Origin of the sequence: Tenacibaculum dicentrarchi (assembly GCF_964036635.1) — a bacterium.
GTDB classification, from domain to species: domain Bacteria; phylum Bacteroidota; class Bacteroidia; order Flavobacteriales; family Flavobacteriaceae; genus Polaribacter; species Polaribacter dicentrarchi.
On the sequence record NZ_OZ038524.1, the window covers coordinates 215,853 to 235,000 of the forward strand.

The 19,148-nt window shown below is 31.7% G+C and carries 11 protein-coding genes and 1 rRNA gene (1 of these 12 only partly in view); 10 read left to right on the plus strand and 2 right to left on the minus strand.

Going from position 1 to position 19,148, the window contains the following annotated elements:
* Positions 1-13 precede the first annotated feature (13 nt).
* On the plus strand, positions 14-760 hold the full coding sequence (locus ABNT14_RS00915) for a glycosyltransferase (protein ID WP_101901897.1): 747 nt from the start codon (positions 14-16) through the stop codon (positions 758-760).
* A gap of 66 nt (positions 761-826) precedes the next feature.
* Here ABNT14_RS00915 and ABNT14_RS00920 read toward each other — a convergent pair whose 3' ends face one another.
* Complete coding sequence (locus ABNT14_RS00920) at positions 827-1,654, minus strand: universal stress protein (protein ID WP_101901899.1); 828 nt, start codon at positions 1,652-1,654, stop codon at positions 827-829.
* 165 nt (positions 1,655-1,819) lie between these two features.
* Here ABNT14_RS00920 and rimP point away from each other — a divergent pair, with 165 nt between their 5' ends.
* The 4 genes from rimP (at position 1,820) to ABNT14_RS00940 (ending at position 7,029) form a co-directional block, all read left to right on the plus strand.
* Positions 1,820-2,281 carry a ribosome assembly cofactor RimP gene (rimP, locus tag ABNT14_RS00925; protein WP_101901901.1) on the plus strand — a complete coding sequence of 154 codons (462 nt, stop codon included), beginning with the start codon at positions 1,820-1,822 and terminating at the stop codon, positions 2,279-2,281.
* A 12-nt stretch (positions 2,282-2,293) separates the two neighbouring features.
* The gene (gene nusA, locus ABNT14_RS00930; protein ID WP_101901903.1) at positions 2,294-3,550 is read left to right on the plus strand and encodes a transcription termination factor NusA; all 1,257 of its coding nucleotides are present in this window, start codon (positions 2,294-2,296) and stop codon (positions 3,548-3,550) included.
* Between the two features lie 130 nt (positions 3,551-3,680).
* The gene (gene infB, locus ABNT14_RS00935; protein ID WP_101901905.1) at positions 3,681-6,542 is read left to right on the plus strand and encodes a translation initiation factor IF-2; all 2,862 of its coding nucleotides are present in this window, start codon (positions 3,681-3,683) and stop codon (positions 6,540-6,542) included.
* A 142-nt stretch (positions 6,543-6,684) separates the two neighbouring features.
* Entirely contained in the window at positions 6,685-7,029 is a 345-nt protein-coding gene (locus ABNT14_RS00940) for a hypothetical protein (RefSeq protein WP_101901907.1), read from the plus strand.
* A gap of 50 nt (positions 7,030-7,079) precedes the next feature.
* On the opposite strand, the gene ABNT14_RS00945 is transcribed toward ABNT14_RS00940, so the two are convergent.
* The gene (locus ABNT14_RS00945; RefSeq protein WP_101901909.1) at positions 7,080-8,135 is read right to left on the minus strand and encodes an endonuclease; all 1,056 of its coding nucleotides are present in this window, start codon (positions 8,133-8,135) and stop codon (positions 7,080-7,082) included.
* Positions 8,136-8,310: 175 nt separating this feature from the next.
* On the opposite strand from ABNT14_RS00945, the gene ABNT14_RS00950 reads away from it, so the two are divergent.
* The 5 genes from ABNT14_RS00950 to ABNT14_RS00970 form a co-directional block, all read left to right on the plus strand.
* Positions 8,311-11,097, plus strand: coding sequence for a carboxypeptidase-like regulatory domain-containing protein (locus ABNT14_RS00950; protein ID WP_101901911.1), 2,787 nt, complete (start codon positions 8,311-8,313; stop codon positions 11,095-11,097).
* Positions 11,098-11,135: 38 nt separating this feature from the next.
* Positions 11,136-13,130, plus strand: a complete 1,995-nt coding sequence (locus ABNT14_RS00955; protein ID WP_101901913.1) for a DUF5689 domain-containing protein — start codon at positions 11,136-11,138, stop codon at positions 13,128-13,130.
* A gap of 381 nt (positions 13,131-13,511) precedes the next feature.
* On the plus strand, positions 13,512-14,738 hold the full coding sequence (locus tag ABNT14_RS00960) for a porin (protein ID WP_101901914.1): 1,227 nt from the start codon (positions 13,512-13,514) through the stop codon (positions 14,736-14,738).
* Between the two features lie 72 nt (positions 14,739-14,810).
* Positions 14,811-17,060, plus strand: a complete 2,250-nt coding sequence (locus ABNT14_RS00965; protein WP_101901916.1) for an inorganic phosphate transporter — start codon at positions 14,811-14,813, stop codon at positions 17,058-17,060.
* Positions 17,061-18,216: 1,156 nt separating this feature from the next.
* Positions 18,217-19,148: ribosomal RNA gene (locus tag ABNT14_RS00970) — 16S ribosomal RNA — on the plus strand; it runs 586 nt beyond the window's last position.

Sequence of the window (19,148 nt, forward strand, 5' to 3'; positions counted from 1 at the left end):
AAAACAGTACATTATGAGTAATAAGAATACAGGAATGAAGTATATATTTTGCATGAAATGGGGTACGTTGTACGGTCCTGAATACGTAAACAGACTACATGCTATGGTAAAAAAGAATTTATCATATGATTTTAAAATGGTTTGTTTTACTGATGATAGCACAGGAATTATCAACGATGTTGATTGTTATGATATTCCCGAAATGAATATCCGTACAGATATACCTGAAAGAATGTGGAAAAAATTAACAACACTTAAAGATGATTTATACGGGCTTGAAGGAACTGCCTTATTTTTAGATTTAGATATTGTTATTGTTGATAAAATTGATTGCTTTTTTGACGTTGAGGGTTCTTTCAGAATTATCAAAGACCATAGTTGGAGAACCTGGAGAATAACAGGAAACTCTTCTGTTTATAGGTTTGAAATAGGAAAACATGGCTATGTTTTTAATGATTTTATCAAAAATTTTGACGAATTAAGAAAAATTCATCGAAATGAACAAGAGTATTTAACACATAGTATTAACGATAATTCAAGCCTTCAATATTGGGATAAAAAATGGTGCCCTAGTTTTAAGTATGATTGTGTTTCAAGATTTCCTTTAGCTTTTTGGAAAAAACCAACAATTCCTGAAGGAGCTAAAATTATTATTTTTCATGGAGAAATCAACCCTCATAATGCGATAAAAGGAGGTCGAGGTAAGTGGTATAGGTATGTTCGTCCTGCACCTTGGGTAGCAGATTATTGGATTGAGTAATTTAAAACAAAGTAAAAAAAGTTAAGGGGGGACTTGAAAAACTTAACATCACTTTATTTGTTATTACTATACCTTAAAAGTAAGTATTGGCTTTAATACATTTTTAGATAAATCAATAGAAACACTAGCATTGAAAAACTGAGATAAACCACTTCTTCCATGTGTTGCTAAAGAAACTAAATCAACGTTATTTTCATTTGAAAAATTTAAAATCCCCTCTTGTATTGAAGTGTCATTATATACTTTTATGGTGTGCCCCACTATTTTGTAAGGTTCAATAAAAGCTTCAACTCTCTTTTTTGAATCACTTGTGTTTTCAAAATTATCGGGAGTGTTAATTTTTAATAAGTAAATTTTACATTTAAACTTTGTTGCAAATTCTAGGAAACCTTTAAATGCTTTTGCTTCTTTATTTTCAAAAGAAGAAGCAAAAACAAGTTTCTTCAATTTAAAATTATCGTTATCTTTTTTAGTAATAATAACAGGTATTTCAGAATTTCGAACTGTTTTTTCAGTGTTAGATCCAATTATAATTTCTTCTAAAGCTGTTTGTCCTTTAGAGCCCATAACAATTAAATTGGCATTGATTTTTTTAGAATAATCACGAATACCTTCATACGGATTTTGAAAACGTATTGAATGATATACATTGTCAAAATCAGCAAAGAAAGTATTTTTGTAATCGAGTAATTTTTCTTTAATCATCTTAATGTATAGCATGCTTTCAGGGATGCTAATATTAGCACCAGACCCCATACCTTTAAAACCGGTAGGTAGTTCAATCATATGAATTAAGTGTATTTCACCGTCTGTTTTTTTTGCTATTTTAGCAGTTAGTTTAGCAGCATATTTAGAATGCTTAGAAAAATCGATAGGAAGTAATATTTTTTTCATAATTAAAAGATTTAAAGATAGATACTGCTGTTAAATTACGAAAATTATTCTGAATTAGAAAACGAAAAGACATTTGTAAGTTAATGAATAACTTACTATATTTGCACCAAATTTATTAATTAGATTGATACAGGGGACGAGAGTCCCCTCTTTTTATACCTTAGCATGAATCAAGACAAAGTCAAAGAATTATTAAACGAAGCATTATTAGAAAATGAATCATTATATTTAATTGATTTACAATTCTTAGCAAACAGTAAAATAAAAGTAATTATTGATGGTGATTCAGGAGTCCCTTTAAACGAATGTATGCGCATTAGTAGAAAAATAGAGCATAATTTAGATAGAGAAGATGAAGATTTTTCTTTAGAAGTAACAACACCAGATATTGCACACCCCTTAACTGTTAAGCGTCAGTATAAAAAGAATATAAACAGAATTTTAAAGGTTAAAACAACAACCGAAGAATTTGAAGGTACGTTAATTCAAGTAACAGATAACGATATTACCCTGTTTTGGAAAGCAAGAGAGCCTAAACCAATAGGTAAAGGAAAGCATACGGTAGAAAAAACAATGGTTTTGTTGTATCAAGATATTAGTGAAGCAAAAGTGAAGATCATATTTTAATAAGAGAATGAAATGGAAAATATTGCGTTAATTGAGTCATTTTCAGAATTTAAAGATAATAAAAGTATAGATAGAGTAACTCTAATGTCTATATTAGAGGAAGTATTTCGTGCTGCATTAAAACGTAGGTTTGGATCAGATGAAAACTTCGATATAATTATTAATCCTGATAAAGGAGATTTAGAAATTTGGAGAAATAGAATTGTAGTAGCAGACGGTTTTTCTGAAGATGATAATGAAGAAATAGAACTTGCTGAAGCACGAAGAATTGAGCCAGATTTTGAAATTGGTGAAGACGTATCTGAAGAGGTAAAATTAATAGATTTAGGAAGACGTGCTATTTTAGCTTTACGTCAAAACTTAATATCTAAAATACAAGAACACGACAGCACGAACATATTTAAGCAATTTAAAGATTTAGAAGGAGAAATTTATAGTGCTGAAGTACACCATATTCGTCATAATGCCGTAATTTTGTTAGACGATGAAGGAAACGAAATTGTTTTACCTAAAAGTGAGCAAATTCGTTCAGACTTTTTTAGAAAAGGAGATTCTGTTCGTGGAGTTATAAAATCGGTAGAATTAAGAGGAAATAAACCTGCTATTATCTTATCAAGAACTTCACCAGCATTTTTAGTGAAGTTGTTTGAACAAGAAATTCCTGAAGTTTTTGATGGACTAATAACAATTGAAGGTGTTGCAAGAATTCCTGGTGATAAAGCAAAAATTGCCGTAGATTCATACGATGATAGAATTGACCCTGTAGGAGCTTGTGTTGGTGTAAAAGGGTCTCGTATTCACGGAATTGTACGTGAATTAGGAAACGAAAACATTGACGTAATCAATTACACTAAAAATGAATCGTTATTTGTAGCAAGAGCCTTAAGTCCTGCAAAAGTAACTTCTGTAGATATTAAGCCGTACGAAGAAGAGAAAAATGGTAAAAAAGGACGTGTAAGCGTTTTATTAAAACCAGAAGAAGTATCAAAAGCAATTGGTCGTTCAGGAGTAAATATACGGTTAGCAAGTGAGTTAACAGGGTACGAAATTGATGTGCAACGTGAAGGGTTAGAAGAAGAAGATGTAGAGTTAACAGAGTTTTCTGATGAAATAGAAGACTGGGTAATTGCCGAATTTAATAAAATAGGTTTAGAAACTGCGAAAAGCGTACTTGAAAAAGATGTTTCAATGTTAGTGCAAAGAACTGATTTAGAGGAAGAAACAATATTAGATGTTCAGAGAGTTCTAAGAGAAGAATTTGAAGAATAATCAACATAAAGGAAATCAGTATCCTGAAAAATTGATAATAATCAATACAAAATCTGATAACCAAAGAAAAAAAACGTAACTATACTAACGTGTAAAGTGTGTTTTTTGAATATAAAGTATAAAATAATTTATGGCTGAAGGCAACAAATTAATAAGACTTAATAAAGTATTAAGAGAATTTAACATTTCTTTAGATAGAGCTGTAGAACACTTGGCTAAAAACGGTCATAAAGTAGAATCACGTCCTACTGCTAAAATTTCTGATGCGGAATATCAAATATTACTTGATGGATTTCAAACAGATAAATCTAAAAAAGTAGCCTCTAAGGAAGTAAGCGAAGAAAAGCGTAAGGAAAAAGAAGCTAATCGCCTACGTGTAGAGGAAGATCAGGAGAAGAAAAGAGTAGAAGACGAAGCTAAAAAACAAGAAGTTTTAAAAGCCAAAGCTAAAAGATTAGAGGTTAAAACCGTAGGGAAAATTGATATTAAAACTGGAAAATCAGTAGAAAATAAAAAGCCAGCTACGCCTCTAAAAGAAGTACCAAAAGTGGTGATAGAAACACCTAAAAAAGAAGTGCCTGTTCAAGAAACTAAAGTTGTTGAAAAACAAACTATAAAGGTAGCTGAAAAGAAAATAGAACCAATTAAAGTTAAGGTTCAAGAACCTAAAGAAATTAAGATTAAAGAAGTTAAGCCCGAGGTTGTGAAAGCAGAAACACCTAAGAAAATAGATATTAAGGAAGTAAAAAAGGTAGCGGAAACAAAACCAGAGGATGTAAAGGCAGAGAAACCTGTTGAAATTACTGCCGAAAATGCTGTGAAATTAAAAACACAGTATAAAAAATTAGACGGTCCTAAAATTACAGGAATTAAAATTGATTTAAAACAATTTGAACGTCCTAAAAAGAAGAAACCTGATGCTAAAACAGACGCAGATAAAAGAAAGCGTAAACGTATTAGTAAACCAGGAACTTCTACAAAACCAGGAACTACTAGAACAGTTAGACCTGCTCAAAATAGAAGTGGTGGAAATCGTACACCTTTTAGAGGTAGAGGAGCCCAAAGACCAGCCGTTAAAAAAGAAGAACCAACTGAAGCTGAAGTACAAAAACAAGTACGTGAAACTTTAGAAAGACTTCAAGGTAAGTCTAAAAGAGGTAAAGGTGCTAAGTATCGTAGAAATAAAAGAGATGCTCACAGAGAACATACCGAAGCTGAATTAGAAGCTCAAGCGTTAGATAACAAAATATTAAAAGTAACAGAGTTTGTTACTGTAAGTGAAGTTGCTACAATGATGGATGTTCCTGTAACAAACATTATTTCTTCATGTATGATGTTAGGAATGATGGTAACAATGAACCAGCGTTTAGATGCTGAAACATTAGTTATTGTTGCTGAAGAATTTAATTATAAAGTAGAGTTTGTTGGAGCTGAAGTAGAAGAGTCTATTGAAGAAGTTGAAGACAAACCTGAAGATTTAATAAACCGTGCGCCAATTATTACGGTAATGGGTCACGTAGATCATGGTAAAACATCGTTATTAGACTATATTCGTAAAGCGAATGTAATTGAAGGTGAATCAGGAGGAATTACTCAACATATTGGTGCATACGCTGTACCAGTTGGAGAACAAAAAATTGCCTTTTTAGATACACCAGGTCACGAGGCCTTTACAGCAATGCGTGCCCGTGGAGCTCAAGTAACCGATTTAGTAATTATTGTAGTTGCTGCCGATGATGATGTAATGCCTCAAACAAAAGAAGCAATATCTCACGCACAAGCAGCTGGCGTTCCAATTATATTTGCTATCAATAAAATTGATAAGCCTAATGCGAACCCAGATAATATTAAAACACAATTATCAGCTATGAATTTATTAGTTGAAGATTGGGGAGGAAATATTCAATCGCAAGAAATTTCTGCTAAAACAGGGCAAGGTGTTGAAGAATTACTTGAAAAAGTATTATTAGAAGCTGAAATATTAGAATTAAAAGCAAATCCTAATAAAAATGCTAAAGGAGCAGTTGTAGAAGCTTTATTAGATAAAGGTAGAGGATATGTATCAACAATTTTAGTACAAGCAGGTACTTTAAAAATTGGAGATTATATTTTAGCAGGAAAACATAGTGGTAAAGTTAGAGCTATGTTTGATGATAAAGGAAATAAAGTAAAAGAAGCAGGGCCATCTACACCAGTATCAATTTTAGGTTTAGACGGTGCGCCACAAGCTGGTGATAAGTTTAATGTATTTGAAGATGAGCGTGAAGCAAAGCAAATTGCTGCAAAACGTTCTCAATTACAACGTGAACAATCTGTAAGAACTCAAAAAACATTAACCTTAGCCGAAATTGGTCGTCGTATTGCTTTAGGAGATTTCAAAGAATTAAACATTATCTTAAAAGGAGATGTAGATGGTTCTGTAGAAGCCTTAACCGATTCTTTCCAGAAATTATCTACTGAAGAAATTCAAGTAAATATTTTACATAAAGGAGTTGGAGCAATTACAGAATCTGATGTATTATTAGCAACAGCTTCAGATGCAATTATTGTTGGATTTAATGTACGTCCACAAGCAAATGCAAGAGTAATTGCTGATAGAGAAGAAGTAGATATTAGAACATATTCTATTATTTATGATGCTATTAACGATCTTAAAGATGCCATGGAAGGAATGTTGTCTCCTGAAATGAAAGAAGAAATTCTTGGTAATATTGAAATTAGAGAAGTTTATAAAATTTCTAAAGTTGGTAATATTGCAGGATGTATGGTAATGAATGGTAAAGTAACCAGAGATGCTAAAATCCGTATTATTAGAGATGGTATTGTAGTTCATGATGGTTTCTTATCTTCATTAAAACGTTTCAAAGACGATGTTAAAGAAGTAACAAAAGGATACGATTGTGGTCTTCAGATAAAAGGTTACAACGATATTATTGAAAGAGATGTTATTGAAGCTTATACTGAAATTGCAGTTAAGAAGAAGTTGAAATAAAACATTCTAAAATATATAATTAAAAAAAGACACCTTATTAAGGTGTCTTTTTTTTGTTTATAATAAGTACTAAAAATAGCGTTAATTTTATTTAGAGTAAATCTAAATAAGATGTATATTTGTTGCCGTAATAACTTTAACTATGGAAAACATTATAAAAATATACGACAATGAAATAGGTATTTCATTTTGTTGGAAAGACACAACGAACACTTTAATTCAAATAATTTTTAGAGATACAGGTTTTCATTTAAACGAAAACCAAATTGAATCATTTCTAGAAAAAGTTCTCGATTCTAAAAGTCAAAAAAACTGTGCTACTTGTACTAGGGGAAATAACTGTAAATCTATTTTACTACAAACCCCGTCAGATAAAGTAAGCATGGCAGTATCACATATTGAGTTAGGGCAAATAGATGATTTATTGAAAGGAACATTATTTCAAATGCGCATGAATAACTATTTAGACGATTTGTGTAAAAATTAAAAAATAGGAGCTTGTATTTCTACAAGCTCAATCTTTTTTATCAAACAAAATTAGTCTTCTTTAATTAAGTACATATAAACAGGATAATGATCGCTATAGCCGCCGCTGTATTTACCAAACGAAAAACTTCTAAAAGGATAGCCTTTGTAGCGCCCTTTTTTTTGTGTTAAAAAATGCTTATTAAAAACCCCTGTTTTAAACATCTTAAAGCTCGTAAAATCTTTTTTTCTTTTACTAGAAGAAACTAATTTATTGCTGATAATTATTTGATCAAATAAATTAATATTATCGCGATACCCTAAAGTATTAAACCCTCGGCGAAACATATTTTCAAAAGGATTATAAAGATCTTCTTTTTTTAAATTTTTCTTTTTCGCTACCGTTTTTAAAACTTTTTTAAAGCTACTATTAATCGGATCATCATTAAAATCACCCATAATTAAAATCTTAGGGCTCGGGTCATTTATTTTAATTTTTTCAATAATTTGGATAACTCTGTAGGCTGCTTTTTCTCGTAAAGGCCTACTTTTTGCTTCGCCACCTCTGCGAGACGGCCAATGATTTACAAGTATATGAATCAATTCATCATCTAAATATCCGGCAACCCACAAAATATCACGGGTATAAACTTTTTTATTATTTTTATAAATACGAGGATTGAAAGCTTCATAATGAATCGGTTTAAAATATCTTTTCTGATATAATAAACCAACATCAATACCTCGTTTATCAGGAGAATCAAAATGAATAATGCCGTACTTTTTATTTTTAAGATTTTTCGATTCTATTAAATCTTCTAAAACCTTTTTGTTTTCAACTTCGGCAACACCTAAAATAGCAGGGCTTGTTTTTGTTTTTTCAGCCCCTAATTGCAAAATAACACTGCTAAGTTTATCAATTTTATCCCAATAAATCTTTTGTTTATTTCCTTTGATAGCCATGATAGGGCTTGCTTCATCATTTTTTGAAGTATCATTAATCGTATCAAATAAGTTTTCAAGATTGTAAAAACCAATAGTTCTTATTTTATATTTTTTTTGAGCATATAGTATGTCAGAAAATAAGCTAATAACTAGCATAATTGTAAGTACTATTATTTTTTTCATCATAAGAAATTTTACATCAAAAATAAATCAAATTTTAAGCTTAAAAATACTGTAATGAAAAACACCTAAATTTATTAATAATAGCTTAACAAATAAAATAGCTATACTGCTTAATTTACACGCTATAATCTAAGGTGTTTTGTACTAGTGGTTTAATATATGTAAAGGGTTATTTATGAAGAAATTTACAATAACAATTTTATTATTATTTTTAAGTTTATTTGATTTAAATGCACAAAATAGTGTAAAAGGAATCCTTGTACATGCCGATACTGAAATAGCATTGTCGGGCGTTAGCATCCATATAAAAAAAACAGCTATTACCAGTACAACTGCTGTTGATGGTACTTTTATTTTAAACAATTTACCCAAAGGAAATCAACTCCTTTCTGTATCATTAAATGGGTTTGAGACTCAAACTTTTCCGTTGCAAGTATCTGACAATTCTATAAATTTAGGGACTATTTTTTTATATGAAGCCACTACGCAATACCAAGATTTAAGCACTATTATACTTACAGATGATGAATTAAGCGATGATGCAAATACGGCCGATAATATTGCAGGTTTATTACAGGCATCAAAAGATGTTTATTTACGAACTGCCGCCTACGAATGGAGTGCTTCTTTTTATAGTATTAAAGGGCTGGCGTCTGAAAATTCAAAAGTGCTTATCAATGGTTTTGAAATGAATAAATTATACAACGGTCGTCCGCAATGGAGTAATTGGGGCGGTTTGAATGATGTGTTGCGAAATCAAAATTTTAGCAGTGGTTTATCGCCTTCAAATTATACGTTTGGCGGTGTTTTAGGTGCAACAAATATGAATACTCGAGCTTCTGATTATAGAAAAAGTGCCCGAATTTCCTACGCTTCTTCTAACAGAAGTTATTCCCATCGTTTTATGGCAATGTATGCTTCAGGGATTTTAAAAAATGGCTGGGCAGTTACCGCATCAGCAAGTAAAAGAACGGCATCCCAAGGATTTATTAACGGTACAATGTATAACGCAAACTCCTTTTTTATCTCTTTAGAAAAAATAATAAATGAAAATCATAGTATCAATACCACGGCTATTTATGCTAAAAATAGCAGAGGGAAATCTGCCGCAAATACACAAGAAGTGTACGATATTAAGGGCATTAAATACAATCCGTATTGGGGCTATCAAAACGGGAAAATTAGAAATGCACGCGTAAAAAGAATTGAAGAACCTATTTTGATGTTAAATCATTATTGGAATATGACAAATAAAACGACTTTAGAAACAGGAATTGCGTATCAATTTGGAGAAATGGGCAATTCTCGTCTTGATTTTAACGGGGGAAATGATCCAAACCCTACTTATTATCGAAAATTGCCAAATTATTTTTTAAAAGATTCTTATTACGGTAAAGATTTTGAAAATGCCTATAAATCATTAGTGAATTTTCAAAATGATGGACAGCTAAATTGGAAAAATTTATATGTAGGAAATGAAAAAACTGCCGATAATGCCTTGTTTTCACTTTATGAAGATTGTACCGATGATACTCAATTAAGCCTTAAAACAATTCTAAATACCCAAATAAATGAGAATATTACCTTAAGTGGTAGTTTAGATTATACGATATTGTCTTCTGAAAATTATGCACGTATTGTTGATTTATTTGGCGCAACGGGGTATGTAGATATCAATAAATTCGGAAATTTAGGTGAAGATGATTATCAAAATGACTTATTACACCCCAATAAAATAGCAAAAGTTGGCGATAAATTTAAATATAATTATGAAATAGCGGCAAAAGTATATGGCGGTTTTGTGCAATTACAATTTAAATATAATAAAGTAGATTTTTTTATCGCAGGAACTGTTAATAGTAGCAGTTATCAGCGAAAAGGTTTGTTTAAAAATGGTATTTATCCTGGTGATATTACAAATATCAAAATTCCAAACTCATTAGGATATTCTGAAAAGCTAAATTTTATGGGCTATGGCGCAAAAGCGGGGGCTACTTATAAAATTTCAGGACGGCATTTGTTAAATTTTAACGGGGGTTATACTAGTAAAGCACCTTCAATTCGAAATTCTTTTGCCAATTCAAGATCAAATAATTTAACTGTTGCTTCGGTTAGTCGTTTATTAAATGAAAAAATAAGCACTTTTGATGCCAGTTATATTGTAAGAATGCCCTTTTTAAAAGCAAAACTTACAGGATATTATACTACAATTAAAGACGCTAGTAATATTGCTTTTTATTTTACAGGTTCTGAGAATCTTTTTGTTCAAGAGGTTTTAACAGGAATAAATAAGCAACATTTAGGTGTCGAATTAGGTGTTGAAGCGCCCATATTATCAACGTTTAACTTACGGGCAGCCGCAAATTTAGGACACTATATTTATGCTAATAATCCAAACATTACGTTAGCATCAGAAATAAGTGCCGATTCACAAAAGGCAGGTTTTGATAAAAGAGGTATCAAAAACTACGGAAAAGCAAGCCTTAAAAATTATAAAATAGCCTCAGGACCGCAAAGAAGTTATTCTTTTGGTTTTGATTATCGAGACCCTGATTATTGGTTTGTAGGGCTAACAGGTAATTATTTAGATAAAATATATGTTGCTCCTTCGGCGATAAAAAGAACGACTTCTTTTATTTCAGATGATACTCAGCTTTTCCCAAATTATGATGCCGATTTGGCTAAAAAACTATTAACTCAAGAACAATTTGACGGATATTTTACCTTAAATGCCATTGGCGGTAAAACCTGGCGGGTTGGTCAAAATAAGTACATCGGTTTTTTTGCAAGCGTTAGTAATTTGTTAAATAAAGCCTATAAAACAGGCGGATACGAGCAGGGACGAACCGCTAATTATGGCTTAGAAAGTACTGATAATACTAATGGAACACCTGTTTTTGGTACAAAATATTGGTACGGAAGAGGGGCGAGTTATTTCCTGAATATCAATTATAGGTTTTAAAAATACTTCTAAAAATTCAAAAAATTAAAACATCAAAAATGAAAATAGTTAAGCTAAGTATCCTGGTTTTTATCATTTTTATAGTAGTGCCTTTTTCTTCTTGCGTAGGAGATGACGATTTTTCACTTCCAACTTTATCAGTGGAAAAAGAATACGAAAATTTAAAATCATTAACGCAAATTGCTAGTTTATATCAAGGGAGTTTGGTTGAAATTAAAGAAGAACTAACAACATCGGGCTATGTGGTTTCTAGTGATAGGTCAGGAAATTTTTTTAAATCTATCTTTATTCAAGATGCACCTGAAAACCCAACAATTGGTTTTGAAATGAAAATTAACGCTACCAATTTACATGAACGCTATGCTGTTGGGCGTAAAATTTTTATCAAACTAAAAGGTTTATTTTTAAGTAAAAGTAAAGACGGAAGTTATCAAATAGGTGTTCGAAATAGCTTCGGGAATGGCATTGACAGAATTGGGGTAAACGATTATGTTCGTTTTATAGACAGAGGTGCTGAAATTGCAAAAATTACGCCTGTTCTTTTGAAAATAAGTGAATTAAATGAAAAACATCAAAATATTTTAATCAAAATTAATAAAATACAAGCCGAAACAAAAGGTTTACAATATGCCTGGCCAAAAGCAGGAAGTGTCAATTATTCAATTGATAGAACATTAATTTCCTGTGATTCATTGCAAAAAATAATTTTCAGAAATAGTATTTTTTCAGATTTTAAAGGATTGTTAATTCCTGATAAAAAAGGAAGTATTACAGGGGTTTTTACCATGTTAGAAAGTGAAAAAATACTAACGATTAGAAATACTTCGGATGTTAATTTCACAGAAGAATATGGCTGTTTTAATAATCCTACACTTGCTGATGTTGCTACGATAAAAGCTTTTTTTAAAGAAGAAGAAACCGTAATTTCTGATAATTTAAAACTAAAAATAAGTATAACTTCGGATGCTTCTAAAGGCAATATTTCAACTAAAAATGCTTTTGCACAAGATGCTTCCGCAGGAATTTTATTAAATTTTACAGCGATTCATAACTTAAATATAGGCGATCAAGTAGAAATAGCCGTTGGCGGATTAAAATTAACCAATCCAAATGGCGTACTTACTTTAAACGTTGAAAATTCAAATATAATAAGCTCACAACCAAGCGTATTACCAACGCCCGAAACTATTACTTTTGAAGAGGCTTTATCGGGTGTTTATCAAAGTAAGTTGGTTAAAATTGAAGGTGTTCAGTTTAAAGATATTACTAAAAATTATCAAGGTGAAAACATGCTAACTACTAATTGTGAAAATGAATTAGCGCTTTTATCCGTAGAAAAAGAAGCTGTGTTTGCTAATAATTTAGTCAGCACTAAAAAAGGGGCTATTACAGGAATAATAACCCAAAATAATGGTGTTAAATTATATATCAGAGACGAATTGGATGTGAATTTTACTGAAAATTACGGATGTACGCCTGTGGTTATTCCTCCGCCAATTAATCCGGCACCAACGGGCGATTTATTCTTTTCAGAATATGCCGAAGGGTCAAGTAATAACAAATATATTGAAATTTACAATGGTACAAATACCGATATAGACCTGTCTAATTACACGATTGAATTACATATTAATGGATCAACAGATAAGCCTAAAATTTTAGCATTAAGTAGTTTGGTAAATGTTGTTTTAACGAAAGGTGGCGTATTGGTAATCTATAATTCGAGAGCTTCAGATGTTATTAAAAACAATGGAACTAGTAGCTCATCGGTAGCTTCTTTTAATGGTGATGATGCGCTTGTTTTAAAAAACAACGATACTGTTATAGATGTAATCGGTTTATTAGGAGAAGATCCTGGCAAAGGTTGGGCGGTTGCAGGTATTGAAAATGCGACTCAAAATCATACTTTAATTAGAAAATCGAGCGTGGTTAAAGGGAATATTACTTGGGATACAAGCGCTGGCACAACTACCAATAATTCTCAATGGGAAGTAAAAGAGCAAGATGATTTTTCATCCGTAGGAAAAAAATAAGCCCAAAATCAGAAAAAATGTCATCGAAAATAAGTGTTTTAGAGGTGTTTTTTATTAAAGGATTGTATCTAATTAGTTAATTTTATAAGTTATTTATTAAATAATTACAGTAGTAATAAAAATAACTGAACCTATTTAGAAATACATTTAAAGCATAAGTAACAATTTAGTAAACCTCTCTTAATATCAAGTTGTATGTAATGGAATATTTTTGGTATCTCTTATTATGAGAAATAAGCCATTGGGTAAATATTAGTTTTTGTCGACTATTTTATTAGGCTAGCTGCCTCTGATCAAGGCAGTTTTTTTATTTAACATCGTGTTTACGATAAGTTAACATTAGTAATGGTTCTTTGCATCGACAAAAACTAATACCTACTAATGAACATAAAAATAGCATTTACAATTGTAAGCATGCTTGTGTTATCATGTGCCTATACACAAGAATCAAATGCTCCTAAATTTGGTAAAGGACTCTTTAATTTAAAAGGAAATTACAACTCTTGGTCAATGAATATTGGAGCAAGAGTACAGTTTTTAACAACAGCACAATGGCATTCAAATTCTAATGGTTTATCAAACCCAAAATCTTCATTTTTAATAAGAAGAGCTCGTTTAAAATTTAATGGTTTTGCATTTTCCCCAAAATTAAGCTATAAAGTCGAATTAGGACTTTCTAATAAAGATATTGGCGGTGCATCGGTATTTACAAATAATGCACCTCGATATATTTTAGATGCTGTTTTAAAATGGAATTTTTATCAAAATTTTGAATTATGGTTAGGGCAAACTAAATTACCAGGAAACAGAGAACGAATTGTTTCTTCTGGAAACCTTCAAGGAGTAGATAGATCTTTATTAAATAAACGTTTTAATATCGATAGAGATATGGGGCTGCAATTAAGGCATCATTTTAAAATAGCAGATACTTTTGTTGTTCGTGAAACTTTATCGATAGCACAAGGAGAAGGACGAAATATTACCACTGGAAATATTGGAGGGCATCAATATACGGCACGTTTAGAATTTTTACCTTTCGGAAATTTTAAAAGTAAAGGCGATTATAAAGGAAGTGATTTAAAAAGAGAAGAAACGCCAAAATTAGCTATTGGTACGAGTTATGATTTTAACAATAATGCCGTTAAAAACAGAAGTAATCAGGGAGCTTATATGTATATTGATAACAGTAAAGACCATAAATTAGCCGACAGAATATACCATAAAACGGATATTTCAACCTTATTTATTGATGCAATGTTTAAATATAGAGGATTTTCTTTTATGGGTGAATACGCCTATAGAGACGCTAAAAATCCTATTGCAAGAAATTCTGACGGAACTTCAACAGGAGCTATTGTTCAGATAGGTAGTGGTTTAAATTTACAAGCAGCTTATTTATTAGCAAAAAACTGGGAAGTATCTGGGCGTTACACCAATATTGATTTAGACAAAATTACTAAAAGAAATTTAGAGAATCAATATACCTTAGGCGTGTCAAAATATATAGTAGGTCATAAGCTTAAGGTACAGACAGATATCAGTTATTTAGACGTAGTTAATAGTAGCAATAAGCTAGTGTATCGTTTACAAATAGACATACACTTTTAAAAAAATAACATAAACCTAACATAGGCAGTATAGTACTGTTTGTAATTTCGCAAAAAAAAATAAAAACCAAAAATGGGAGATCCATATATTTTGATGTTAATCGGGCTAGCTATTTTAGCTATCATCGATTTAGTAGTAGGTGTGAGTAATGACGCTGTAAATTTTTTAAACTCAGCAATTGGTTCAAAAGCTATTCGGGTTCGTAATATTATGATAATTGCGAGTGTTGGTGTATTTTTTGGAGCCGTAACCTCGAGTGGTATGATGGAAGTTGCTCGTAAAGGGATTTTTAATCCGAACATGTTTATGTTTCAAGACATCATGTTTATTTTTATGGCAGTGATGATTACCGATGTTTTATTACTTGATATTTTTAACTCCCTAGGGATGCCAACATCTACAACGGTTTCTATTGTATTTGAATTACTAGGAGCAGCTGTTTGTATATCATTACTAAAAATTTCAGCAAACGATTCACAATCATTTGCCGATATTTGGAATTACATTAACCATAAAAAAGCAGTAGAAATTATACAAGGAATACTACTTTCGGTAGTGGTAGCATTCTCTGTGGGGGCAATAGTTCAGTTTATATCAAGATTAATATATAGCTTTAACTTCGCAAAAAGAAAAACATATATAAGTGCTTTATTTGGTGGTTTTGCAATTACTGCAATTACTTACTTTATCATTATAAAAGGAATGAAAGGTACACCTTGGTATGCTGATATTAAGGGCTCTATAGAAGGAAACACCTTGTTAATTATATCAGGAAGTTTTGTAGTGTGGAGTTTAATTTCTCAATTTTTAATTAGTGTATTTAAAATAAATATTTTAAAACTAATTATTGGTATAGGAACTTTTTCATTAGCAATGGCTTTTTCAGGAAATGACTTAGTAAACTTTGTTGGAGTACCAATTGCGGCATTAAACTCTTATGATGCTTGGAAAGCTTCAGGAGTTTCTGCAGACGCATTTTCAATGGGTATTTTAGCAAAAAAAGTACCATCTAATGTATGGTTATTATTAGTAGCGGGAGCAATTATGGTAGTCACTTTATGGACCTCTAGTAAAGCACAAGACGTTATAAAAACAGGTATTAATTTATCAAGACAAGGAGAAGGGCATGAAAAATTTCAACCAAATCCATTATCAAGAATTGTTGTTAGAATAGCCATGTTAATTAACGCTGGTATTCGTAAAGTAGTTCCAGCAAAAACACTTGCTTTTGTCGATGCTAAATTTCAAAAACCAGTTATAGATTTATCTAAAGATAAAACATACGAAATGCCTGCTTTTGATTTAGTAAGAGCAGCAGTAAATTTAATTGTTGCAGGTATTTTAATATCAATAGCAACCTCAATGAAATTACCATTATCTACAACTTATGTAACATTTATGGTAGCAATGGGTACTTCTTTAGCCGATAGAGCTTGGGGGCGTGAAAGCGCAGTATATAGAGTTGCGGGTGTAATTAATGTAGTAGGAGGATGGTTTTTAACTGCAATAATAGCTTTTGCAGCAGCAGGAATTATCGCTTATTTAATTAGTTGGAGTATGGTAATGATTCCTGTATTATTATTAGTAGTAATATTTTTAATAACAAGAAACACATTAATCCACAGAAAAAAATCAAAAGAAGAAAAAAAGCAAATCCATATAGAACGCGCAGAATTAATTACCATTAACGGAGTAATTGAAGAAAGTGCCGATCATATTGCAGGAGTAGCAAGTCGTGTAAATAAATTATATACCAATGTTGTAAATGATTTAGCGGAACACGATTTAAACAAGTTACGTAAAACAGATAAGCACGTAGCCAAATTAAACGATGAAATTGACGGGTTAAAAGATGGCGTTTTCTACTTTATTAAATCATTAGATGAAACCTCGGTACAAGCTAGTAGATTCTACATTTTAGTATTAGGTTATTTACAAGATGTTGCACAATCTATTAGTTATATTTCTAGAGCTAGTTTTAAACACGTTAATAATAATCATAAAAATTTAAAATCAGGGCAATTAGCTGATTTAAAGAGTATTGATAATACGCTTTCTAAGCTTTTAGACGATATTAGTACTACTTTCGACAATAGAAGTTTTGATAATTTAGAATTAATTATTAATGAAAAGAAACAGTTATTAAAAGACGTATCTAATTCTATTGAAAAGCAAGTAGCACGTATTAGAACAGACGAAACAAGCCCTAAAAACACTACATTATACTTTAGTGTTTTATTAGAAACACAAGATTTAGTTTCTGCGCTTATGAGTTTGTTAGAAACCTACGAAGAATTTCATATAAGTAGTAGAAATAGTTAATTAGTTTTTACTAAAATTCATTAAAACCCTCAATTCTAATTGAGGGTTTTTTTATTGATTTTTTTTCTAGAAGCAATTACCCGCTTTCCGCACTCGCTTTTTTTTGAAGAAAAATCAAAAAAAGAGCTCAAACAAAGCATCAATCGGGGCTAGGCATTTGTACTTTTTTTAATAATTCGAGAACTTAACTATAATTTAGGCAAAGTTTATACTATCATTTCGAGCAGTAAAACTTAAACCTCACAGGTTTTAAAAACCTGTGAGGTTTGTTCTTGTTTGGAGCATTCAAAACGAAATTCCCATTAACGAAGAACAATTGTCAGTTCTAATGATTTTCATCCTGTTTAGGTAATTCAAAACATCCTGCTAAATTTATTTCAGCATCGCATCAAAATGAGAACCCCAGAAATCAGCCTAAAAATCGGAAGCAAATTCCTATTAACGAAAATAAACTGTCAGTTCGAGTGATTTTTTTTCTTTCAAAAAAATAGTATCGAGAACTTTATCAGTCTTAAAATCAAAAAAACAAATAAAAATCTATTACTAAAATAGCAAAACAAAACATTCGAAGCTGTTTTTAACCACTTTTAACAGGCCAAAAAACCATAATTTCAGATATTAATACGTGCTAATTTTAGCAGAATCCTACTTTTTAAAACTAATAGAACATAAAAGATAAAAAAACACACAAATCAATCTCCTAGTAATCAGCGATTAATAAAATACTTTTAAAATAAACAAATAAAACCCCTTGTCAGTCCAATAAAAGGACGTAGATTTGCAACCGCTAACAACAAAACGCAAGTTTAAAAGTTAACAACTGTTCCTTAAAATATCGTTAAGTATCATTTTAATAAAATGTAAAAAATAAGTTAATTTTAATTTGTTTAAAACAAATAAAAGAATGTATATTTGCAACCGCTTTCATAAAGCGTAACGATTAAAGAAATTTGGAAATGACAATTTAAAGTCAGTTAGTTCGATTCTAACGTTTCTACAAAAAATGATAAGATTATTCTTATCTCTGGTTTTTTTAAAAAAGAACTAGGTTCATTGAAAATATTGAAATTGACAGCGTAAATAAGAGTAGAATAACCACAACTTCTAACGAAGTTAAATTCTTTTGAAACTTATTCATTAATATTATTTAAAATATACAATGAAGAGTTTGATCCTGGCTCAGGATGAACGCTAGCGGCAGGCTTAACACATGCAAGTCGAGGGGTAACATTATGCTTGCATAGATGACGACCGGCGAACGGGTGCGTAACGCGTATAGAATCTGCCTTGTACAGGAGGATAGCCTTTAGAAATGAAGATTAATACTCCATAATGTAGTGCTTCGGCATCGGAACACTATTAAACATTTATGGGTACAAGATGACTATGCGTCCTATTAGCTAGATGGTAAGGTAACGGCTTACCATGGCAACGATAGGTAGGGGGTCTGAGAGGATTATCCCCCACACTGGTACTGAGACACGGACCAGACTCCTACGGGAGGCAGCAGTGAGGAATATTGGTCAATGGAGGCAACTCTGAACCAGCCATGCCGCGTGCAGGATGACTGCCCTATGGGTTGTAAACTGCTTTTATACAGGAAGAAACCGATCTACGTGTAGATCCTTGACGGTACTGTAAGAATAAGGACCGGCTAACTCCGTGCCAGCAGCCGCGGTAATACGGAGGGTCCGAGCGTTATCCGGAATCATTGGGTTTAAAGGGTCCGCAGGCGGTCAATTAAGTCAGAGGTGAAATCCCATCGCTCAACGATGGAACTGCCTTTGATACTGATTGACTTGAGTTATATGGAAGTAGATAGAATAAGTAGTGTAGCGGTGAAATGCATAGATATTACTTAGAATACCGATTGCGAAGGCAGTCTACTACGTATATACTGACGCTGAGGGACGAAAGCGTGGGGAGCGAACAGGATTAGATACCCTGGTAGTCCACGCCGTAAACGATGGATACTAGTTGTTGGACTTCGGTTCAGTGACTAAGCGAAAGTGATAAGTATCCCACCTGGGGAGTACGGTCGCAAGACTGAAACTCAAAGGAATTGACGGGGGCCCGCACAAGCGGTGG

Coding starts and splice junctions, on each gene's coding strand:
- ABNT14_RS00915 (WP_101901897.1), top strand. CDS start 14: ATGAGTAATAAGAATACAGGAATGAAGTATATATTTTGCATGAAATGG.
- ABNT14_RS00920 (WP_101901899.1), bottom strand. CDS start 1,654: ATGAAAAAAATATTACTTCCTATCGATTTTTCTAAGCATTCTAAATAT.
- rimP (WP_101901901.1), top strand. CDS start 1,820: ATGAATCAAGACAAAGTCAAAGAATTATTAAACGAAGCATTATTAGAA.
- nusA (WP_101901903.1), top strand. CDS start 2,294: ATGGAAAATATTGCGTTAATTGAGTCATTTTCAGAATTTAAAGATAAT.
- infB (WP_101901905.1), top strand. CDS start 3,681: ATGGCTGAAGGCAACAAATTAATAAGACTTAATAAAGTATTAAGAGAA.
- ABNT14_RS00940 (WP_101901907.1), top strand. CDS start 6,685: ATGGAAAACATTATAAAAATATACGACAATGAAATAGGTATTTCATTT.
- ABNT14_RS00945 (WP_101901909.1), bottom strand. CDS start 8,135: ATGAAAAAAATAATAGTACTTACAATTATGCTAGTTATTAGCTTATTT.
- ABNT14_RS00950 (WP_101901911.1), top strand. CDS start 8,311: ATGAAGAAATTTACAATAACAATTTTATTATTATTTTTAAGTTTATTT.
- ABNT14_RS00955 (WP_101901913.1), top strand. CDS start 11,136: ATGAAAATAGTTAAGCTAAGTATCCTGGTTTTTATCATTTTTATAGTA.
- ABNT14_RS00960 (WP_101901914.1), top strand. CDS start 13,512: ATGAACATAAAAATAGCATTTACAATTGTAAGCATGCTTGTGTTATCA.
- ABNT14_RS00965 (WP_101901916.1), top strand. CDS start 14,811: ATGGGAGATCCATATATTTTGATGTTAATCGGGCTAGCTATTTTAGCT.